General features: G+C 69.2%; 10 protein-coding genes. 6 read left to right on the forward strand and 4 right to left on the reverse strand.

Annotated elements, in window-relative coordinates; translation table 11 throughout:
- Positions 1-25 precede the first annotated feature (25 nt).
- On the reverse strand, positions 26-520 hold the full coding sequence (locus AC07OY_RS01255) for a PEP-CTERM sorting domain-containing protein (RefSeq protein WP_495040714.1): 495 nt from the start codon (positions 518-520) through the stop codon (positions 26-28).
- A gap of 17 nt (positions 521-537) precedes the next feature.
- A complete protein-coding gene (locus AC07OY_RS01260; RefSeq protein ID WP_495040715.1) occupies positions 538-3,585 on the reverse strand; it encodes an ExeM/NucH family extracellular endonuclease in 3,048 nt (1,015 codons plus the stop codon).
- 105 nt (positions 3,586-3,690) lie between these two features.
- On the opposite strand from AC07OY_RS01260, the gene AC07OY_RS01265 reads away from it, so the two are divergent.
- From AC07OY_RS01265 to AC07OY_RS01280, 4 genes are read left to right on the forward strand one after another with little or no spacing between them, the layout of a single operon-like run.
- Complete coding sequence (locus AC07OY_RS01265; RefSeq protein WP_495040716.1) at positions 3,691-5,097, forward strand: sodium:solute symporter; 1,407 nt, start codon at positions 3,691-3,693, stop codon at positions 5,095-5,097.
- 8 nt (positions 5,098-5,105) lie between these two features.
- Positions 5,106-5,420 carry a hypothetical protein gene (locus AC07OY_RS01270; RefSeq protein WP_495040717.1) on the forward strand — a complete coding sequence of 105 codons (315 nt, stop codon included), beginning with the start codon at positions 5,106-5,108 and terminating at the stop codon, positions 5,418-5,420.
- Between the two features lie 15 nt (positions 5,421-5,435).
- Positions 5,436-7,223, forward strand: coding sequence for an ABC transporter ATP-binding protein (locus AC07OY_RS01275; protein ID WP_495040718.1), 1,788 nt, complete (start codon positions 5,436-5,438; stop codon positions 7,221-7,223).
- Positions 7,213-8,985, forward strand: coding sequence for an ABC transporter ATP-binding protein (locus AC07OY_RS01280; protein ID WP_495040719.1), 1,773 nt, complete (start codon positions 7,213-7,215; stop codon positions 8,983-8,985). Before AC07OY_RS01275 ends, AC07OY_RS01280 begins: the two co-directional genes overlap by 11 nt.
- Here the strand turns inward: AC07OY_RS01280 and AC07OY_RS01285 are convergent.
- Together AC07OY_RS01285 and AC07OY_RS01290 are read right to left on the reverse strand one after the other, a co-directional pair.
- Entirely contained in the window at positions 8,982-10,223 is a 1,242-nt protein-coding gene (locus tag AC07OY_RS01285; RefSeq protein ID WP_495040720.1) for a patatin-like phospholipase family protein, read from the reverse strand. The two genes, AC07OY_RS01280 and AC07OY_RS01285, sit on opposite strands and share 4 nt — an antisense overlap.
- 22 nt (positions 10,224-10,245) lie before the next feature.
- Positions 10,246-10,956: a phasin family protein gene (locus AC07OY_RS01290; RefSeq protein WP_495040721.1), complete on the reverse strand. Its 711-nt coding sequence runs from the start codon at positions 10,954-10,956 to the stop codon at positions 10,246-10,248.
- Positions 10,957-11,138: 182 nt separating this feature from the next.
- Between AC07OY_RS01290 and AC07OY_RS01295 the strand changes: the two genes are divergently transcribed.
- Both AC07OY_RS01295 and AC07OY_RS01300 read left to right on the forward strand, forming a co-directional pair.
- Complete coding sequence (locus AC07OY_RS01295; RefSeq protein WP_495040722.1) at positions 11,139-13,133, forward strand: SDR family oxidoreductase; 1,995 nt, start codon at positions 11,139-11,141, stop codon at positions 13,131-13,133.
- Positions 13,134-13,400: 267 nt separating this feature from the next.
- Positions 13,401-17,078: a M48 family metalloprotease gene (locus tag AC07OY_RS01300; protein ID WP_495040723.1), complete on the forward strand. Its 3,678-nt coding sequence runs from the start codon at positions 13,401-13,403 to the stop codon at positions 17,076-17,078.
- Positions 17,079-17,084: the final 6 nt, after the last annotated feature.

Genomic DNA, 17,084 nt, shown 5'->3' on the forward strand with positions numbered 1-17,084 from the left:
GCCGTCGAGCCGAAGCGGATGACGCTCAGGCTGCCTTGCGGCGACGCGCCAGGAAGCCGACGACGCCCAGGCCGCCGAGCATCAGGGCATAGGTTTCGGGTTCCGGCACCGGCGCGGTCGTGAAGCTCAGGTTGGCCGAACCGAAGCTGCTGGCGCTGGTTTGATAGAACGCATAGGGCGCACCGAAGCCATCGTTCAAGTCCACGTTCATGGCGCCGGTGAACGAGGCGTTCAGGCCACTGACGCTGCCGCCGCTGAACGTCACGTTGGCGGCATTGGTGGCTTCCTGCGCCAGGGTGAAGCTCTGACCGTTCAGCGTGAAGCTCAGGCTCTGCAGCGGGAGGCTGAAGGTGCTGGCGTTCAGCGTGCTGTCGTCGAAGCTGAAGCTGCCGGCGAAGGTCTGCCCGAGCAGCGTGCCGCCGTCAAAGGCGTCGCTGGTGAATTGCACGACGACGGTGCCAGCCTGGGCGGCCAGGGAGGAAGCGCCAATCGCGGCGGCGAGAAGGGTTTTGCGGATCATGACGGGACTTCCTCGGGTCAGAACTTGAAGTTGGTGGCCGACATCAGTGCAGCGCACGAGACATTGTTCAGCTGCGCCAGCGGACGGGCGCGCTGCGGACCGGCAGTGCCGTCCGGATCGACATTGACGATGGCATTGGCGCCGGCTGCCGTGCAGCTCACATGGCCGCTGGCCAGCGGGTTGGCGGTGGCGATGCTCAGCGACGAGAGCAACTTGGTCAGGACCAGCGTGTCCTTGCCAGGAACGAAGTCGGTGATGGTGTCGCCAGCGTCCAGCATGTTGCGGTACACGAACTGGTTCTTGCCACCCTTGCCGGTCATCGTGTCGCGGCCCAGGCCGCCCTCGATGATGTCGTCGCCATCGGTGCCGACGATGACGTCGTTGCCGTTGGTGCCCATGAAGTCCTTGGTCAGGTCCAGCCCGATCAGCATCGGGTCATGGTCGGACGCGCGGAACTGGTTGGGCTTGTACCAGTCGTTGCCCGCGGCCTTGTCGTTGGTGTTGTAGTCGGTCCATTCCGGCTCATCGGCATTGATGTGCCAGCTGGTCGCGCCCGTCACCTTGGCGGCGATGGCCGGCGTGCCCAGGCCATGGTCGAGGCGGCCGGCGTTGGCGTCGAAGACATAGCTGTAGTCGGCCGCATCGAACATGCTGACCAGGTCGACGATGCCATTGCTGGTCAGCAGATGGATGGGGTCTTCCTTGGCATAGGCGTTGAAGTCGCCCAGCATGATGATGCGGTCGGTACCGGCCGTGGCCGTGACGGTGGGCAGCCAGGCCAGCAGGCGCTGGGCCTGCTGCTGGCGCTGCAGGTTCCAGCAGCCCTGCAGGTCGCCGCTGTCCGTGTTGCCGGCGCCGCCACCGCAGCTGCCCTTGGACTTCAGGTGGTTGACGGCGACGGCGAACTTCTCGCCGTTGGGCATCACGAAGCCTTGCGCGAAGGTCGGGCGGTTGTTGACGGAATCGGTGTCGGCCATCGACGCGCCGGTCAGCGCGACCTTGCCCGGCTTGTAGATCATCGCGACGCGGATGGCATCGGTGCCGGTGCCCGAGCCGCCCGATGAGATGACGGTGGGCAGGGGCACGGGCGCGTAGGTGCCGGCGCCCATCACCGCGTTCAGGCCATCGACCAGGTTCTGCACGGCGAAGTTGCCGTTGTTCTGGATCTCCATCAGGCCGACGACATCGGCGTTCAGGCCAGACAGCGCGGCGACGATCTTGGTGCGCTGGCGGTTGAACTCGTTCAGGTTGTCGGCGCCGCGGCAGCCCACCTGGCAGGTCGAGCTGCCACCCGGCACGAAGCCGCCGTCGGTGAAGGTGGTGAAGAAGTTCAGCACATTGGCGCTGGCCACGCGGACATTGCCGCCCACGGCCGGCGGGGTCAGCGGGCGGGCGATAGTGCGCGCGAACACCGGGGCCGCGGTCGGGTGGATCTTGTAGGACAGCGGGCCGGTGGTCGAATCGGTCGACGGACCGAAGTCGACCACGCCGGTCACGCCGCTCAGCGTGTCGCCGGCACGCACGGTGTCGTCCTGCCAGAGGTAGGGTGTCGGGTTGGGGAACTTGGTGGCGCTGCTGTCGTCCAGCACGACGCTGCGGGCCAGGTTGGCGGCCTGCAGGGCCAGGGCGGCGGCGCCGGGGCGCAGCACATTGGTCGGGTTCAGCGTGCGGCCGCCGGCCGACACGGTGAGCTGGCCCCAGGTGCCGACGAAGTTGGTCTGGTTGACCGTCAGCTCGTCGGTGATCTGGACCAGCATGCCCTCATAGCGCTCCATGTCGGACTGGGCGGCCAGCGTGGCCAGGCTGATCTGCACGGGCAGGGGCAGGGAGTTGCCGCTGCTCAGCACGGTCACGTTGGTGACGCTGCTCAGCTCGGTCAGCGGATTGGCCTGGCTGGCCGCGCTGGTGGAGATCGAGTACTCCTGCACCTTGGCCGACACGGTGACCTTGTCGCCGACGGCGACCGTGGGGGCCGTGCTCGTGAAGACGAAGATGCCGTCGGAGGTGGCGGCGTCGCCGTCGCCATCCGCGTCCTGCAGGTAGAAGCCGTTGTTGATCAGCTTGGTGACGATGCCGCCGGTCGTGACGGTCGTGCCGTCCATGGCGCTCTTGGCGCCCGAGCCCTGGATGGCCGGGATCTTGACGACGCCGCTGACCGACAGCTTGAACGTGCAGCTCGCCGTCTGGGCTTCGTCGTTGTCCCACTTCAGGCTGAGGTTGTAGGTGCCGGCAGCCAGCGTGTTGTCGAGGTTGAGCTGCTGGGTGGCCGGCTGGCCATCGGCGCTGGCGCCGACAAAGCCGCCCAGGGTCACGCCCGCGGGCAGGTTGCCGACGACGCTGACGGCATTGACGCGGCTGTCGCTGTCGACGGCGCTCACGCTGAAGCTGGTCGCCGTGCCGGACACGGCCGCCTGGTCGGGGCAGCTCGGCACGATGGGCTGGTTGACGGGGCCGCCACCGCCGCAGACGTTGAACGCGCTGCCGGTGTTGCGCGGCGCCGGGGTGCCGGCGGCGAAGTCGGCGCCGTTGTTGTTGCTGTCCGTGCAGCCGTTGGCGGCGCGCAGATTGGCGGTTGTGTTGGTCAGGATGGGAGCCGGGGCTGCACCTTCGGCGCCGGTGCCCGTCGGGCCCCAGGAAATCAGGTCCTCATAGCCCGTCGGCGCGGCGCCGGTCAGGGCCGTCGTGCTCTTCACGAGCGCGACCTTGCCGGTGGTGCCCGACAGGGCCAGCGTGCCGGTGGTGTCGCCCACCACGTCGGTCGTGCCGCCGGTGCCGGCCGCCTGGCGGAACAGGTAGTACTGGCCGGGCTGCAGCGTCACGCCGGCCGGAACCTGCGTGAGGGCCCAGCTGGTGCCCGTGGCGGAGGCATATTGCACCGACCAGCCGCCGATCAGGACGGGTGTCGCTCCGGCGTTGAACAGCTCGATGAAGTCCTGCTTGTAGACCGCACCGCTGTTGCCGCCGCCGCCATAGACCTGGCTGATGACGACGCCGCTGGGCGAGGCCAGCACGGCCGGGGCAGCAAAGGCCGCAGCGAGAAGAGACACCAGAGGTTTGATCCGCATGACTGGTTGGTAAAAATTGCCGGAAACGGGGCGCATCGTATTGATGCTTCGTGACGAATTGATCCACCGCATTCAGGGGGATGCTCTGCGGCATCATCCCGGCCCATGTCGCCTGCACTGCTTTTGATCGGGGTTCTCACGTATTTCGCCCTGCTGCTCGCGCTGGCGCGGTGCGTCTCGCACGGTTCCGGGGCTGAGGGTTTCTATGTGGGGGGGAGGGAAAGTCCCTGGCCGGTCGTCGCCTTCGGAATGATCGGGACGTCGCTCTCCGGCGTCACTTTCATCAGCGTGCCGGGCTCCGTCGGTGCCAACGGCTTCACCTATCTGCAGATCGCCCTCGGTCAGGTGGCGGGTTATGCCGTCATCGCCGGGCTGCTGCTGCCGGCCTATCACCGCCTCAAGCTGGCGTCGATCTACGGTTTGCTCGGAGACCGGCTGGGCCCGGCGGCCCAGCGCCTGGGCTCGGCCTACTTCGTGCTGAGCCGCACCCTGGGCGCGACCGCGCGTCTCTACCTCGTCGTGCAGGTGCTGCACACGCTGATCCTGGCGCCCTTGGGCGTGCCCTTCGCGCTGGGCGCGGCCGTCGTGCTGGCCATGATCCTGCTCTACACGGTGGAGGGCGGTGTGAAGGCCCTGGTGTGGACCGACACCCTGCAGACCGCCGGCATGCTGGCCGGCCTCGTCGTGTGCCTCGTGCTGCTGTGGCGCTTCGACGCCTTCGCCCAGTTCGAGGCCGCCGGCCTGAGCCGCGTCTGGGTCGGCGATCCGCTGAGCCGCGACTTCTCGTTGAAGGCCCTGCTGGCCGGCATGTTCATCGCCATCGCGATGACGGGCCTGGACCAGGAGATGATGCAGAAGAGCCTGTCGGTGGCCCGGCTGCGCGACGCGCAGAAGAATGTGCTGGTGCTGGCCGTGCTGATGCTGGTCGTCGTGGCGGCCTTCCTGCTGCTGGGCGGGCTGCTGACGCTGTTCGCGCGCGAACATGGCCTCGCGGTGACAGGCGACGCCCTGTTCCCCGCCGTCGTCATGCAATACCTGCCGGCCTGGGTGCAGATCGTGTTCGTGCTGGCCCTGGTGTCGGCCCTGCTGCCCAGCGCCGACGGCGCGCTGACCGCGCTGACGGCCAGCACCTGCCTGGACCTGCTGCGCATCGGCAAGGAAGACACGCGCACGCGGCGGCGGGTGCACCTCGGGTTCGCGCTGCTCTTCCTGGCCCTGGTGTTGGGATTCAAGGCGCTGGACAACCCCAGCATGATCTTCCTGATCCTCAAGCTGGCCGGCTACACCTATGGGCCCTTGCTGGGCCTGTTCGCGTTCGCGATGTTCACGCCGCGGGCGCTGCCGGCCGGCGCCTTGATCGGGGTCTGCATCGCCGCGCCGCTGCTGTGCGCGGTGCTGGATTTCGGGCAGCCTTGGGGCGGGTATCAGATCGGTCTGGAACTGCTGCTGCTGAACGGCCTGCTGACGTGGGCGGGCTTGTGGCTGGCGGCACGAAGGGAGAAGAACAGATGAATCCTGAAATGACCCTGAAACCCCTGCGGCCCTGGAAGGAGGTGCTGCACGACTGGGTGGCCGAGGTCGCGCTGAAGGTGGGGCGGTCCGAGGCCGAACTGCTGGCGCGCGGACTGAGCGCCTACGACTTCTCGCCGGAGCGTTTCGTCGAGGTCCGCTACCCCTTCGGTTGCACGCACAAGATCCAGGCGGCCTTCGTCGTGGTCAGGCCCCTGGCCAGCCAGGCCGCCGTGTTTTCCGAGCATGCGGGTTATCTGGAGTTCGAGCTGGTGGAGGGCTGCGCCGTCGTGGAGATCCGTGAAGACATTTACTGGCAGAGTTAGGGTCCCGGCGACCGCATGACACCAACAACCGTTTCGACTTCGCCCGCGCCGACCAGCCTGAGCCGCATGCTCGCCGCCTTCGTGCGCGAGCACTGGCGCGCCTACGTCGCCGCCGGCGCCATGCTGAGCTGCATCGCTGCGCTGACCGTCTGGATCCCCCGCCAGGTCGGCCATGTCGTCGACGACCTCGTCGCCGGCGGTCTCAAGGGCGATGCGCTGCTGAAGCAGCTCGGCCTGCTGGTGCTCGCCGGCCTGGTCATCTATTTGCTGCGCGTGGGCTGGCGGCTGACGCTGTTCAAGGCCGCCTTCCACCTCGGTGCGCGGCTGCGCACACGGCTCTATGGGCGCCTGGCGCTGCAAGGGCCGGCCTATTTCCAGTCCCAGCGCACCGGCGACCTGATGGCGCTGGCGACCAACGACATCGACACCGTCGAGCAGGCCGCCGGCGAGGCCATGCTGGCCGGCTTCGACGGCACGCAGACGCTGGTCCTGGTGCTGGCCATGATGACGCTGGGCATCGATTGGCGCCTGGGTCTCGCGGCGCTGCTGCCCTTTCCCTTGATGGCCCTGGCCTTCTGGTGGATCTCCAACCACCTGCACCAGGCCGCCCAGGATTCGCTGACCCGTTTTGGCGACCTGAACCAGCAGGTGCAGGAGAGCCTGTCCGGCGTGCGCACGGTGCGCGCCCTGGGCCTGGTGTCGCGCAGCGAGAAGCAGTTCAGCGACCTGGCCGAACGCGCGGCCGAGGCGAGCTTCCGGTCGCAGCGCTGGGAGGCCGCCTACGAGCCGGCCGTCGGCATGACGCTCGGCGCCGCCACCGCCATCGCGCTGGCGATGGGCGGCTGGCTGGTCTCGCGGCAGGAGCTCAGCATCGGCCAGCTGACCGCCTTCACGATGTATCTCGGCCAGCTGATCTGGCCGATGTTCGCGGCCGGCTGGGTGCTGGCCCTGCTGGAACGCGGCCGTGCGGCCTGGACGCGGCTGGCGCCGGTGCTGGATGCGCCGTTGACGCTGGCCGACCACGGTCAGGCGGCGTTGCCCGCTCGTGCCGGACTGCGCGCCGAAGCTCTGGCCTTCAGTTTCCCCGGTGCCAAGCGGCCGGCGCTGGAGGGTGTCGATCTGACATTGGCGCCGGGCAAGACTTTGGGCATCGTCGGAGCGACCGGTGCCGGCAAGTCGACGCTGGTGCGCCTGCTGCTGCGCCAGGCCGAACCGCAGGCCGGACGCATGACGCTGGGTGGCATTGCACTGCCTGACCTGCCCCTCGCCACCTTGCGCGCCCATATCGCCTGGGTGCCGCAGGAGCCCTTCCTGTTCTCGGCCTCGGTGGCGGACAACATCGCCCTGGCCCGGCCGGGCGCCAGCCGCGACGAGATCGAGGCTGCGGCTCGCCTGGCCTCGGTGCACGACGACATCGCGCGCCTGCCCGAGGGCTATGCCACCGAAGTCGGCGAGCGTGGCGTGACGCTGTCCGGCGGCCAGCGGCAGCGCGTCGCCATTGCCCGCGCGCTGCTCAGCGACGCGCCTCTGCTGGTGCTGGACGATGCGCTGTCGGCCGTCGACACCGGTACCGAGACGGACATCCTGGATCACCTGCGCGAGCTGCGCGCCGCGCGGCCCGACCGCAGTGTCATCGTCATCGCGCATCGCCTGTCGGCGGTGATGGACGCCGACGAGGTCATCGTCCTCAAGCAGGGCCATGTCATCGAGCGCGGCACGCATCAGCAGCTGCTGGAACTCGGCGGCTGGTATGCAGCCCAGTGGCGCTATCAACAAATTGAAGCGAGCCTCGATGCGGCCTGAGAAGAAGCTGGAGAAGCCCTGGCAGAGCGTCGGCCTGTTGATGGAGTCGGCCCGTCCCGAGCGCGCTCACCTGATCCGCGGCGGCATCTGGCTGGTCGCCGCCGCCGGCCTCGAAGTGCTGGCCCCCATCCTCGGCAAGCGCTATATCGACCATCACCTGCTGCCGCGCCAGTTCGACATTGCCGAGATGGCGACGCTGCTGCTGCTGATGCTGGGGACGGGCTGGGCGGCCAGCTGGATCCGCTATGCCCAGCTGTCGCGCATGGCCGGCGTGGCGCGGCGCTCGGTGCTGCGCCTGCGCGAGCGCGTCTATGCCCACGTGCTGGCCCTGCCCATGGCCTTCTTCGACAAGGCCATCACCGGCCAGCTGGTCAGCCGCGTCACCAACGACACCGAGGCCGTCAACCAGCTCTACCGCCAGGTGCTGTACGTGATGCTGGATTCGACCATCGTCGTCTTCGGCTCCCTGGTCGCCATGGCCTTCCTGGACTGGCGGCTGATGCTCATCGTGGCGACGCTGGTGCCGGCCATGGTCGTCATCATCCTGGGCTACCAGAAGCTGTCCGCGCCGGCGGTGGCGCGCACGCGCCAGCTGCGCAGCGACATCAACGCCCAGATGGCCGAGAGCATGGCCGGCATGGCCGTGCTGCAGGCCAGCGGCGCGGCCGGCCGCTTTGGCCAGCGTTTCGAGACGACCAATGCCGAGCACCGGCTGTCGCGCATCGCCGAGCTGCGCGCCAATGCCTGGCTGCTGCGTCCGGCCCTGGACCTGATGAATGTGCTGCTGCTGGTCACCGTCATCTACAGCTTTGGCCGGCGCGAGCTGTCGGGGCTGGAGGTGGGCCTGCTCTACGCCTTCCTCAGCTATATCGCCCGCGTCGTCGAGCCGCTGATCCAGATCACCATGCAGTTCGGCCAGCTGCAGCAGGCCATGGTGGCGGCTTCACGCGTGCGCACGCTGCTGGAGGAGGACGAGTACCGCGGTCCGGCCCAGGACGGCCGAGAGATCGCCCAGGGCGGCATCCGCATCGAAGGCCTGAGCTTCGGCTACGACCCGGCGCGGCCGGTGCTGCGCGACATCGATGTGGACATTCCGGCCGGCAGCTTCGTCGGCATCGTCGGCCACACCGGCAGCGGCAAGAGCACGCTGCTGTCGCTGCTGCTGCGCTTCTACACCGCGCAGGCCGGCCGCATCACGGTCGACGGCCAGGCGCTGGCCAGCGTGCCCGACGCCGCCTTCCGCGACGCCGTGGGCCTGGTGCCGCAGGAGCCCTATCTGATGGCGGCCAGCGTGCGCGACAACATCGCCATGGGCCGGCCGGGCATCACGGATGAAGACGTGGAAGACGCCGCGAAGGCCGCCCGAGCACATGACTTCATCACGGCCTTGCCGCAAGGGTACGAGACGAAGCTGGGTGAGGGCGGCGCCCGCGTGTCCACCGGCCAGAAGCAGCTGCTGGCCATGGCGCGAGCCCTGGCCGGCGCGCCGCGCATCCTCTTCCTGGACGAGGCCACCAGCAACATCGACAGCGCCACCGAGCAGCTCGTCGGCCAGGCGCTGGCGGCCCTGCATGGCCGCGTGACGGTGGTGGCCATCGCGCACCGCCTGTCCACCATCCGCGCCGCCGACCAGATCCTGGTGCTCAACCACGGCCAGCTGCAGGAGCGCGGAAGGCACGAGGAGTTGATGGTCCTCGAAGGCGGCCTGTACCGCCGCCTTGTCGAATTGCAGACGCTGGAAGAGACCGAGGACGAGGCCTAGCGGACGCGGGCTTCCAGCACGGTCAGCGAGCCGCGCAGTTTGCGCAGGGCTTCTTCGATGCGTGTCTCGCCGGGCGCGGCCAGCAGGCGGGCCTCGCGGCTGGCCAGTACGTCCTCGCGCAGCGTCAGGCCGGCGCGCTCGAACTGGGGCTTGAGCACGGCGGCGCGCTCGCGCAGCAGCTCGCGCGTGGCCTGGTAGGCGTGCTCGGCCAGATGGCGGCGCTGGCGGTAGCTGAAGGTGTTGGCCATGAAGAGCTCGGCATCGCGCGGGTCGGGCTCGAAGAGCACGATGTCGGTCTGCGGATGCGTCAGCTCATAGCCCTTCAGCCCCAGGGCCAGGCGCGAGTGGATCAGGGAGCGGAAGGTCTGCGACAGCACCAGCGGCAGGCCGCCGTCCACCAGGCGGTGGATGCGCGGCTGCAGGGCCTTCACCGCCGGGCGGCCGAGCTTGCTGGCCAGCTTCTTCGCCCGGCGCGAGCGCGCGTCGCGCGGCGACAGGCGGTTGCTCTCGTAGGGCACCAGCGGGTTCAGGCAGATCAGCAGGTCCAGGCCGCGGTCCAGCAGCACCGAGGCGTGCAGGGTTTTCTTCAGCGCGCCGTCGACGTAATGGCGGCCGTCGATCTCGACCGGCGGGAACAGCCCCGGCAGGGCGGCGCTGGCCTGCACGGCCTGGGAGATGGGCACATGGTCCCAGCCCTCGGCGCCGAAGGGGACGGCGTCGCCGCTGTCCAGGTCGGTGGCCACCAGCACCAGGCGGTGCTTCAGGTCGCGGAAGTCGTTGCTGCGGCCGGGCTGGGCGAAGACCTGGGTCAGGGCCTCGCCAAAACGTTCGCTGCTCAGCAGGCCGGTGGGCAGCACACGGCCCAGGCGCTCGATGGCGCCCAGCAAGGAGCGGCCTTCCAGCAGCACCTCGCGAGCCGCATCGGCCAGCAGGCTCGGCAGCAGACGCAGGCGCTCGCCGAACTCGGCCCAGGCCGGCTGCAGCAGCTCGGCGGGGTCGAAGCGGTCCGGCGCCTCGGCGGTGTTCTCGATGAAGGCGGCGCAGAGCTGGCGCGGCGTCATGCCGTTGGCCAGGCCGGCGGCGATGAAGCCGCCCGCGCTGACGCCGATATAGCCGTCGCAGGCGGTGAAGTCGAGGCCGCCAACGGCCTCCTCCAAAGCACAAAGGGCGCCAACTTCATAGATGGCGCCCAGTGGGCCTCCGCCCGCCAAGGCCAAACCGATCTTCGGTTGGCTCATGGTGGGAAGGGTCTAGCGGTGCTTAGGCTTGGGCAGCTTCAGCGGCCGGAGCGGCTGCCGGAGCGGCCTTCTTGGCGGGAGCGCGCTTGGCCGGTGCAGCCTTCTTCGCCGGGGCCGCGGCCTTCTTGGCAGCCGGAGCCGCCTTCTTGGCGACGGCCTTGACGGCGGCCTTCACGGGTGCTGCAGCCTTGACGACGGCCTTCTTGGCGGCGGGAGCCTTCTTGGCCACGGCCTTCTTGACGGCGGCAGCCTTCTTGACGACAGCCTTCTTGGCAGCCTTGGCGGGGGCCGCCTTCTTCAGGCCGGCCGACACGGCCAGGTCGTCGATGCGCTTGATCAGGCTCTGCACGTCGCCGGCGGAGGGCACGTTCAGGGTCTTCAGGGCCTTGGCGACGCGCTGTTCGAAGATGCTTTCCAGCTTGTCCCAGTGCTGGCCGGCCTTGGCGCCGACATCACCGGCCATGCCGCTGACCTTGGTGGCCACGGCGCTGAGCTTTTCCTCAGCGGCGGATTGGGTCTTCTTCTGCAATTTCAGTCCTTCCGACACGAGGGCCTCGAAGACCTTGGAGCCTTCGCCCTGGGCCTTGGCGAAGGAGGCGAGACCGGCGGCCCAGATCTGCTGGGCGCTGTCCTTGACGTTCTTGGCCACATCGCCATCGAGCAGGCCAGCCGGGAAGCCGGTGGCGGCCGAGGCCTTCTTCTTGTCAGCCATCTTCTGGAGCTTCTTGACCATTTGGGTGTCCTTGCGAGTTAGCGAATTGCCGACGCACTGTAGCGGCGGCACCTGGCGTCGGCGCGCCGATTCCTAGTGAGTGCGCTCTACGATGGCCCCTGGGGAAAGCGCGCAGCAAAGCGCTCCAAACCCTGGTCAAGAATCAGTGCGATACCCGTCAAATCCACAAGCAGGAGACCCACATGCAGTATTTCGTCACTGGCGCCACCGGCTTCATCGGCAAGCGGCTCGTCAAGAAGCTGCTGGCGCGTCGCGGCAGCACGGTCTACGTCCTGATGCGCGAAGAGAGCGCCGGCAAGCTGCCCGACCTGCTCGAGTACTGGGGCGCCAGCAAGACCCGCGTGATTCCCGTCTATGGCGACCTGACGGGCAAGAAGCTCGGCGTCGCCAGCGACGTCATCAAGAGCCTGAAGGGCCAGATCGACCACCTCTACCACCTCGCCGCCGTCTATGACCTCGGCGCCGACGAGGAGTCGCAGGTGGCCGTCAACATCGAGGGCACCCGCAGCATGGTGGAGTTCGCGCAGGCCATCGATGCCGGCCATGTGCACCACGTCAGCTCGATCGCCGCGGCGGGCCTGTACGAAGGCGTGTTCCGCGAGGACATGTTCGACGAGGCCGAGAACCTCGATCACCCCTACTTCATGACCAAGCACGAGAGCGAGAAGATCGTGCGCAAGGAGTGCAAGCGCCCCTGGACGGTCTACCGCCCCGCTCTCGTCGTCGGCGACTCGACCACCGGCGAGATGGACAAGATCGACGGGCCCTACTACTTCTTCAAGCTGATCCAGCGCATGCGCCAGATCCTGCCGCCGTGGATGCCCAGCATCGGGCTGGAAGGCGGCCGCATCAACATCGTGCCGGTGGACTTCGTCGTCGAGGCGCTGGACCACATCTCGCACAAGGTCAGCAAGGGCCACGGCTGCTACCACCTCGTCGACCCCAAGGGCTACCGCGTCGGCGACGTGCTGGACATCTTCAGCAAGGCCGCCCATGCGCCCAAGATGAACCTCTTCATCAACGCCGCGTTGATGGGCTTCATCCCCAAGAGCGTCAAGAAGGGCCTGATGGCGCTGGCGCCGGTGCGCCGCATCCGCAATGCGGTGATGAAGGACCTCGGCCTGCCCGAGGACATGTTCACCTTCATCAACTACCCGACGCGCTTCGACTGCCGCGACACCGAGGCCGCGCTGAAGGGCTCGGGCATCGCCTGCCCCGACCTGAACGACTACGCCTGGCGGCTGTGGGACTACTGGGAGCGCCACCTCGACCCGGCCCTGTTCATCGACCGCTCCCTCAAGGGCGCGACCGGCGGCAAGGTGGTGCTCGTCACCGGCGGCTCCTCGGGCATCGGCCTGGCCGCGGCCATCAAGTTCGCCGAGGCCGGCGCCATCACGCTGATCTGCGCGCGTGACCAGGTCAAGCTCGACGAGGCCGTCAAGGAGATCAGGGACAAGGCCGGCAAGGGCGCCCAGGTCCATGCCTTCGCCTGCGACATCGCCGACGAGGCCGGCTGCGCCGAGCTGATCAAGTGGTGCCACGACGAGTTTGGCGGCGTCGACTTCCTGATCAACAACGCCGGCCGCTCCATCCGCCGCGCCATCGAGTCCAGCTACGACCGCTTCCATGACTTCCAGCGGACCATGGACCTGAACTACTTCGGCTGCCTGCGCGTGACCATGGGCCTGCTGCCCGGCATGGTGGCCAAGAAGAAGGGCCATGTCGTCAACATCAGCTCCATCGGCGTGCTGACCAATGCGCCGCGCTTCAGCGCCTACGTGGCTAGCAAGGCCGCGCTGGATGCCTGGACACGTTGCGCCTCCAGCGAGTTCGCCGACACCGGCGTGACCTTCACGACCATCAACATGCCGCTGGTGCGCACGCCCATGATCGCGCCCACGGCGATCTACAAGAATGTGCCGACGCTGGCGCCCGAAGAGGCCGGCGACATGATCGCCCAGGCCTGCATCAACAAGCCGGTGCGCATCGCCACCCGCCTGGGCATCTCGGGCGAGCTGCTGCATGCCGTCGCGCCGCGCATCGCTCAGATCGTCATGAACACGACCTTCCGCATGTTCCCCGACAGCTCGGCCGCCAAGGGCGACAAGTCGGGCAAGTCGGGGCTGTCGCCCGAGGCGATTGCCATGCAACAGATGATGCGAGGCATCCACTTCTGACCCCTCGCCCAGTCTCGCGCCGCTGAACGCGGGCGAGACCGGTCGGGACCGCGCTGCAGCAGTGCCGCAGCGCTTCGGCAGGCACATGCCGCCCACTGGGCGCCATGTGTCCGGCCGAAGCCCCCGAGGGGACGGCGATGCTTGCGGCATTGAGCCGCAAGCACATCGCCCAAGGCGGGCCGGCTAGGGAGCGGCCCGGCGCTCGGCCCGCAATTCAAGTGACGCGCCGAAGGGCCAGACGAGCCCAGGCGCTGAAGGGAGAATTTCTTGCAGACCGCACCGGCCAGCGGGCGCCGCCCGCCCATTGAACTCGCGCCCACGCCGCGCAGCTACAAGCTCAGGGCCTGGTTGGCCGTGGCTTCCCTGATCGGCTTCCTGGCCGCCTACTTCGGCCTCGCCGGCTGGTTCGCCTGGACGGCCTGGCGCCTGGGCCGCAGTGTCCTGGCCGGCAGCAGCGACGGCCTGTGGGGCCTGCTCGTGGCCCTGTGCGCGGCGCTGCTGGCCCTCTTCATGCTGAAGGCGCTGTTCTTCCGCCAGCGCCGCGCCGAGGACCACAGCGTCGAGATCCAGCCCGAGGAGCAGCCGGCGCTGTTCGCCGAGCTTCACGCCATCGCCGACGCCGTGGGCGCGCCGCGCCCGCATCGCGTCCTCGTGTCGGCCCGCGTCAACGCGGCGGTGTTCTACGACCTGTCGCCGCTGAACCTGCTGTGGCCGACCAAGAAGAATCTCGAGATCGGCCTGGGCCTGGTCAATGTGCTGAACCGCAGCGAGCTGCGCGCCGTGCTGGCCCATGAGTTCGGCCATTTCGCGCAGCGCGCCATGGCTGTGGGCCGCTGGGTCTATGTGGCCCAGCAGATCGCGGCGCGCCTGGTCGCCCAGCGCGACATGCTGGACGGCTTCCTGCAGGGCTTGAGCCGCTTCGACTTCCGCGTCGCCTGGATTGGCTGGGTGCTCAGCCTCATCGTCTGGGCCATCCGCAGCCTGGTCGACAGCGTCTTCACCGGCGTGCAGCTGCTTCAGCGCAGCCTGGGCCGCGAGATGGAATACGGCGCCGACGCGGTCGCCGTCGCGCTGACCGGCAGCGACGCCCTGGTGCACGCGCTCTACAAGCTGCAGACGGCCGACATCGACTGGGACCGCGCCGCCGGCATCGCCAGCGAATGCAAGGGCAAGGCGCAATGGGTGGGCGATCTGTTCACCCTGCAGGCGGCGATTGCCGAGCGCACCGGCCGCATGCTGGACGACGCCAACTACGGCCGCGTGCCGGCGCAGGCCGGTGCGGGCGCCCGCCTGTTCGACACCGCCGACAGCGCCGTGCCCCAGATGTGGCGCACCCATCCGCTCAACCACGAGCGCGAGGCCCGTGCCAAGTTCAGCTACAAGGCCAGCGATGTCGACGAGCGCAGCGCCTGGACGCTGTTCGAGCAGGCCGGGCCGCTGCGCGCCCAGGTCACGCGCCGGCTGTTCGAGATGCCCGAGTCGGCCTCCGCCATGGACGCGGCCGGCCTGCAGGCCCTGCTGGACGATCGCTTTGGCGGCGAGCTGCTGCAGCCGCGCTACCGCGGCGCCTACCTGGGCCGCACGCTCACCCGCCATGCGGCGACGCCGGCGGAGCTGGTCGGCGACCTGCCGGCCGCGGTCGACGGCATCCAGCGCCTGGCCGCCCTCTACCCGGCCAGCCTGGCCGAGGCCGTGCGTCGTTGGCGCCGCATCGATGCCGACAAGGAGCCGCAGGAGCACGCCCGGCTGCTGGAAGAGCTGCGCCGCCACGACAGGGCCGTGCGCGAGACCCATCTCGCCCTGGCCCGCGCCCTGGGTGATGGCAGCGAGGCCAGGCTGCGCGGCCTGCTGGCCCAGCTCCACTATGCGGAGCACACGGCCGCCAATCTGCGCGACCTGCGCGGCCTGCTGGCGCACACGGTGCGGGTCGAAAGCACCGGCCGTGTCAGCGATGCCGGCCGCGAGCGCGTGCTGATGGCCGCCGGCCGCCTGCATCACGTGCTGCGCCAGGCCTATGCCGAGGCAGCCGACCTGGTGCTCGACGAGGCCAGCTGCCGGCGGCTGGACGCGCCAAGCTGGGCGGCGGCCCTCGGGGAGCTGAATCTGGGCCCGCCAGATGCGGGCAATCTGGGCGACTGGCTGGCCGTTGTCGACAGCTGGATGGACCATGCCGAGGGCGCCTTCGGCGCCCTGCGCAGCGCCGTGCTGGCCGAACTGCTGGCCGTCGAAGTCCGCGTGGCCGGCCAGCAGCCCGATCCTGGAACGGCCCAGCCCGTCGTGCCGCGCAGCTATGCCACCTTGCTCGATGGCGCCGAGCGCCCGCGCGACCTGCGGCCCAGCCCGTGGGCGCGCTTCCTGGCCGCCCAAGGCCGCGGCGCCGCAGCGGCGCGCGTCGTCGTGGCCGGCGGCATCGTTGCCGGTGTGCTGGGCTTTGGCGGCGGCTATGGCGACATCACCGTGCAGGTGGTCAACGGCCTGGACCGTGCGCTGCGCGTGCGCGTCGGGGCGAGCAGCGTCACGCTGTCGCCCTACGGCACGGCCACGCTGGGGCATCCGCCGGCCTCGCATCTGAAGATCAGCGCCGAGACGGCCCAGGGCGAAGTCATCGAGAGCTTCGAGGTGGAGCTCGAATCGGGGCCGGGGCGGCCGGTCTACAACATCGCCGGCGCGGCGCCGCTGGTGGAGCTGACCTACACCTATGGCCGCAATGCCGAGGATCTGCCGCCTCGGGTGCTGGGCACGCCGCGCTGGTCGTCCAGCGGCGCGGATGTGTTCTTCGGCGACCCGCCGCACAGCGTCTCCCTGAAGGCGGGCCAGAGCGCGACCCGCCGCGTGCTCCACAGTGGCGCCGACGCCGTGCCGGGCCTGCAGCTGAATTTATTGAAGCAGGACGCCGCCGCCGGCGAGCGCCTGGCCGATCTGCATCTGCGCTGGGACCGCCTCGACTCACCGGTGCGCATGGTCTGGCTGAGCCAGCTGCGCGGGCAGGCCGCCTACGACAAGGTGATGGCCACGGCCCTGGCCCGCCAACCCCGCGGGGTCGAGCTGCTGCGCGAGCGTTTCGACACGCTGGCGCCGACCGAGCTGAAGCCGCTGTGCGACGATCTCGGCCGCCGCGCCGCTGCGCCCGATGCGGATGGCGATGCGGTCTACCTGGCCGCACGCTGCCTGCCCGATGGACCTCAGCGTGATGCGGCGCTGCTGGCGGGCCAGCAGCGCTTTCCCCAGCATCCCTGGCTGGCCTATGGCACGGGCTGGGTAGAGGCCGGCAATGCCAACTGGCGCGTGGCCCTGCGCGACTACGAACTGGCGCGCGCCGAGCCCGTGCTGGCGCCGTTCGCGGCCGTCGAGGTCAACCGCTTGCGGCGCCTGCTGAATGAGCCGCCGCTGCCCGCCGAGGCCGAGCGCATCGGCCCGGTCAGCCGCCTGCAGACCGCTTTTGGCATGCAGGTCTGGGCGGGGGCGCTGATCACCCAGCCGGCTTCCTATCTCAAGCTGGCCGGTGGCGAGCCGGACAAGGCGGCCACGCTGGACCTGAGCTACAACCCGCACCTGCTGCGCCTGGCCGCCGCCTCCGACGGGGCTTCGGCCGAGCTGCGCAAGCGAGTGGCAGAACTGCCGCGCTCGGACGGCCTGGACGCACAGACCTATTGGACCGCCCTGGCATTGGCTGAGCGGGAAGGCTGGCCCGCGCCGCAGCTGGACGCCTCCGAGTTGCGCGGCATCGAGCCCGATCAGCTGCGCAAGCTGGAGGCCTTCCGTGCCGCGCTGCGCAGCCCGGCGGGGCTGGCCGGCGCGGAGAAGCATCTGCAGGGCCTGTCGCTGGAATTGCGTGCCCAGGCCTACAGCATGGCCACCGTGCGTCTGGGCGAGCGCACGCCGCCGGCCTGGCGCGAGAGCGCCAAGCGCCTGCTGCTGAGCCACGAGCGGCCCTACTTCAGGTGAATGACA

The sequence above is a fragment of the Roseateles sp. GW821-FHT09H10 genome, from assembly GCF_059415865.1.

Bases quoted from the DNA above. Each gene is read 5' to 3' on its own strand.
- AC07OY_RS01255 (WP_495040714.1), bottom strand. From the start codon at position 520: ATGATCCGCAAAACCCTTCTCGCCGCCGCGATTGGCGCTTCCTCCCTG.
- AC07OY_RS01260 (WP_495040715.1), bottom strand. From the start codon at position 3,585: ATGCGGATCAAACCTCTGGTGTCTCTTCTCGCTGCGGCCTTTGCTGCC.
- AC07OY_RS01265 (WP_495040716.1), top strand. From the start codon at position 3,691: ATGTCGCCTGCACTGCTTTTGATCGGGGTTCTCACGTATTTCGCCCTG.
- AC07OY_RS01270 (WP_495040717.1), top strand. From the start codon at position 5,106: ATGACCCTGAAACCCCTGCGGCCCTGGAAGGAGGTGCTGCACGACTGG.
- AC07OY_RS01275 (WP_495040718.1), top strand. From the start codon at position 5,436: ATGACACCAACAACCGTTTCGACTTCGCCCGCGCCGACCAGCCTGAGC.
- AC07OY_RS01280 (WP_495040719.1), top strand. From the start codon at position 7,213: ATGCGGCCTGAGAAGAAGCTGGAGAAGCCCTGGCAGAGCGTCGGCCTG.
- AC07OY_RS01285 (WP_495040720.1), bottom strand. From the start codon at position 10,223: ATGAGCCAACCGAAGATCGGTTTGGCCTTGGCGGGCGGAGGCCCACTG.
- AC07OY_RS01290 (WP_495040721.1), bottom strand. From the start codon at position 10,956: ATGGTCAAGAAGCTCCAGAAGATGGCTGACAAGAAGAAGGCCTCGGCC.
- AC07OY_RS01295 (WP_495040722.1), top strand. From the start codon at position 11,139: ATGCAGTATTTCGTCACTGGCGCCACCGGCTTCATCGGCAAGCGGCTC.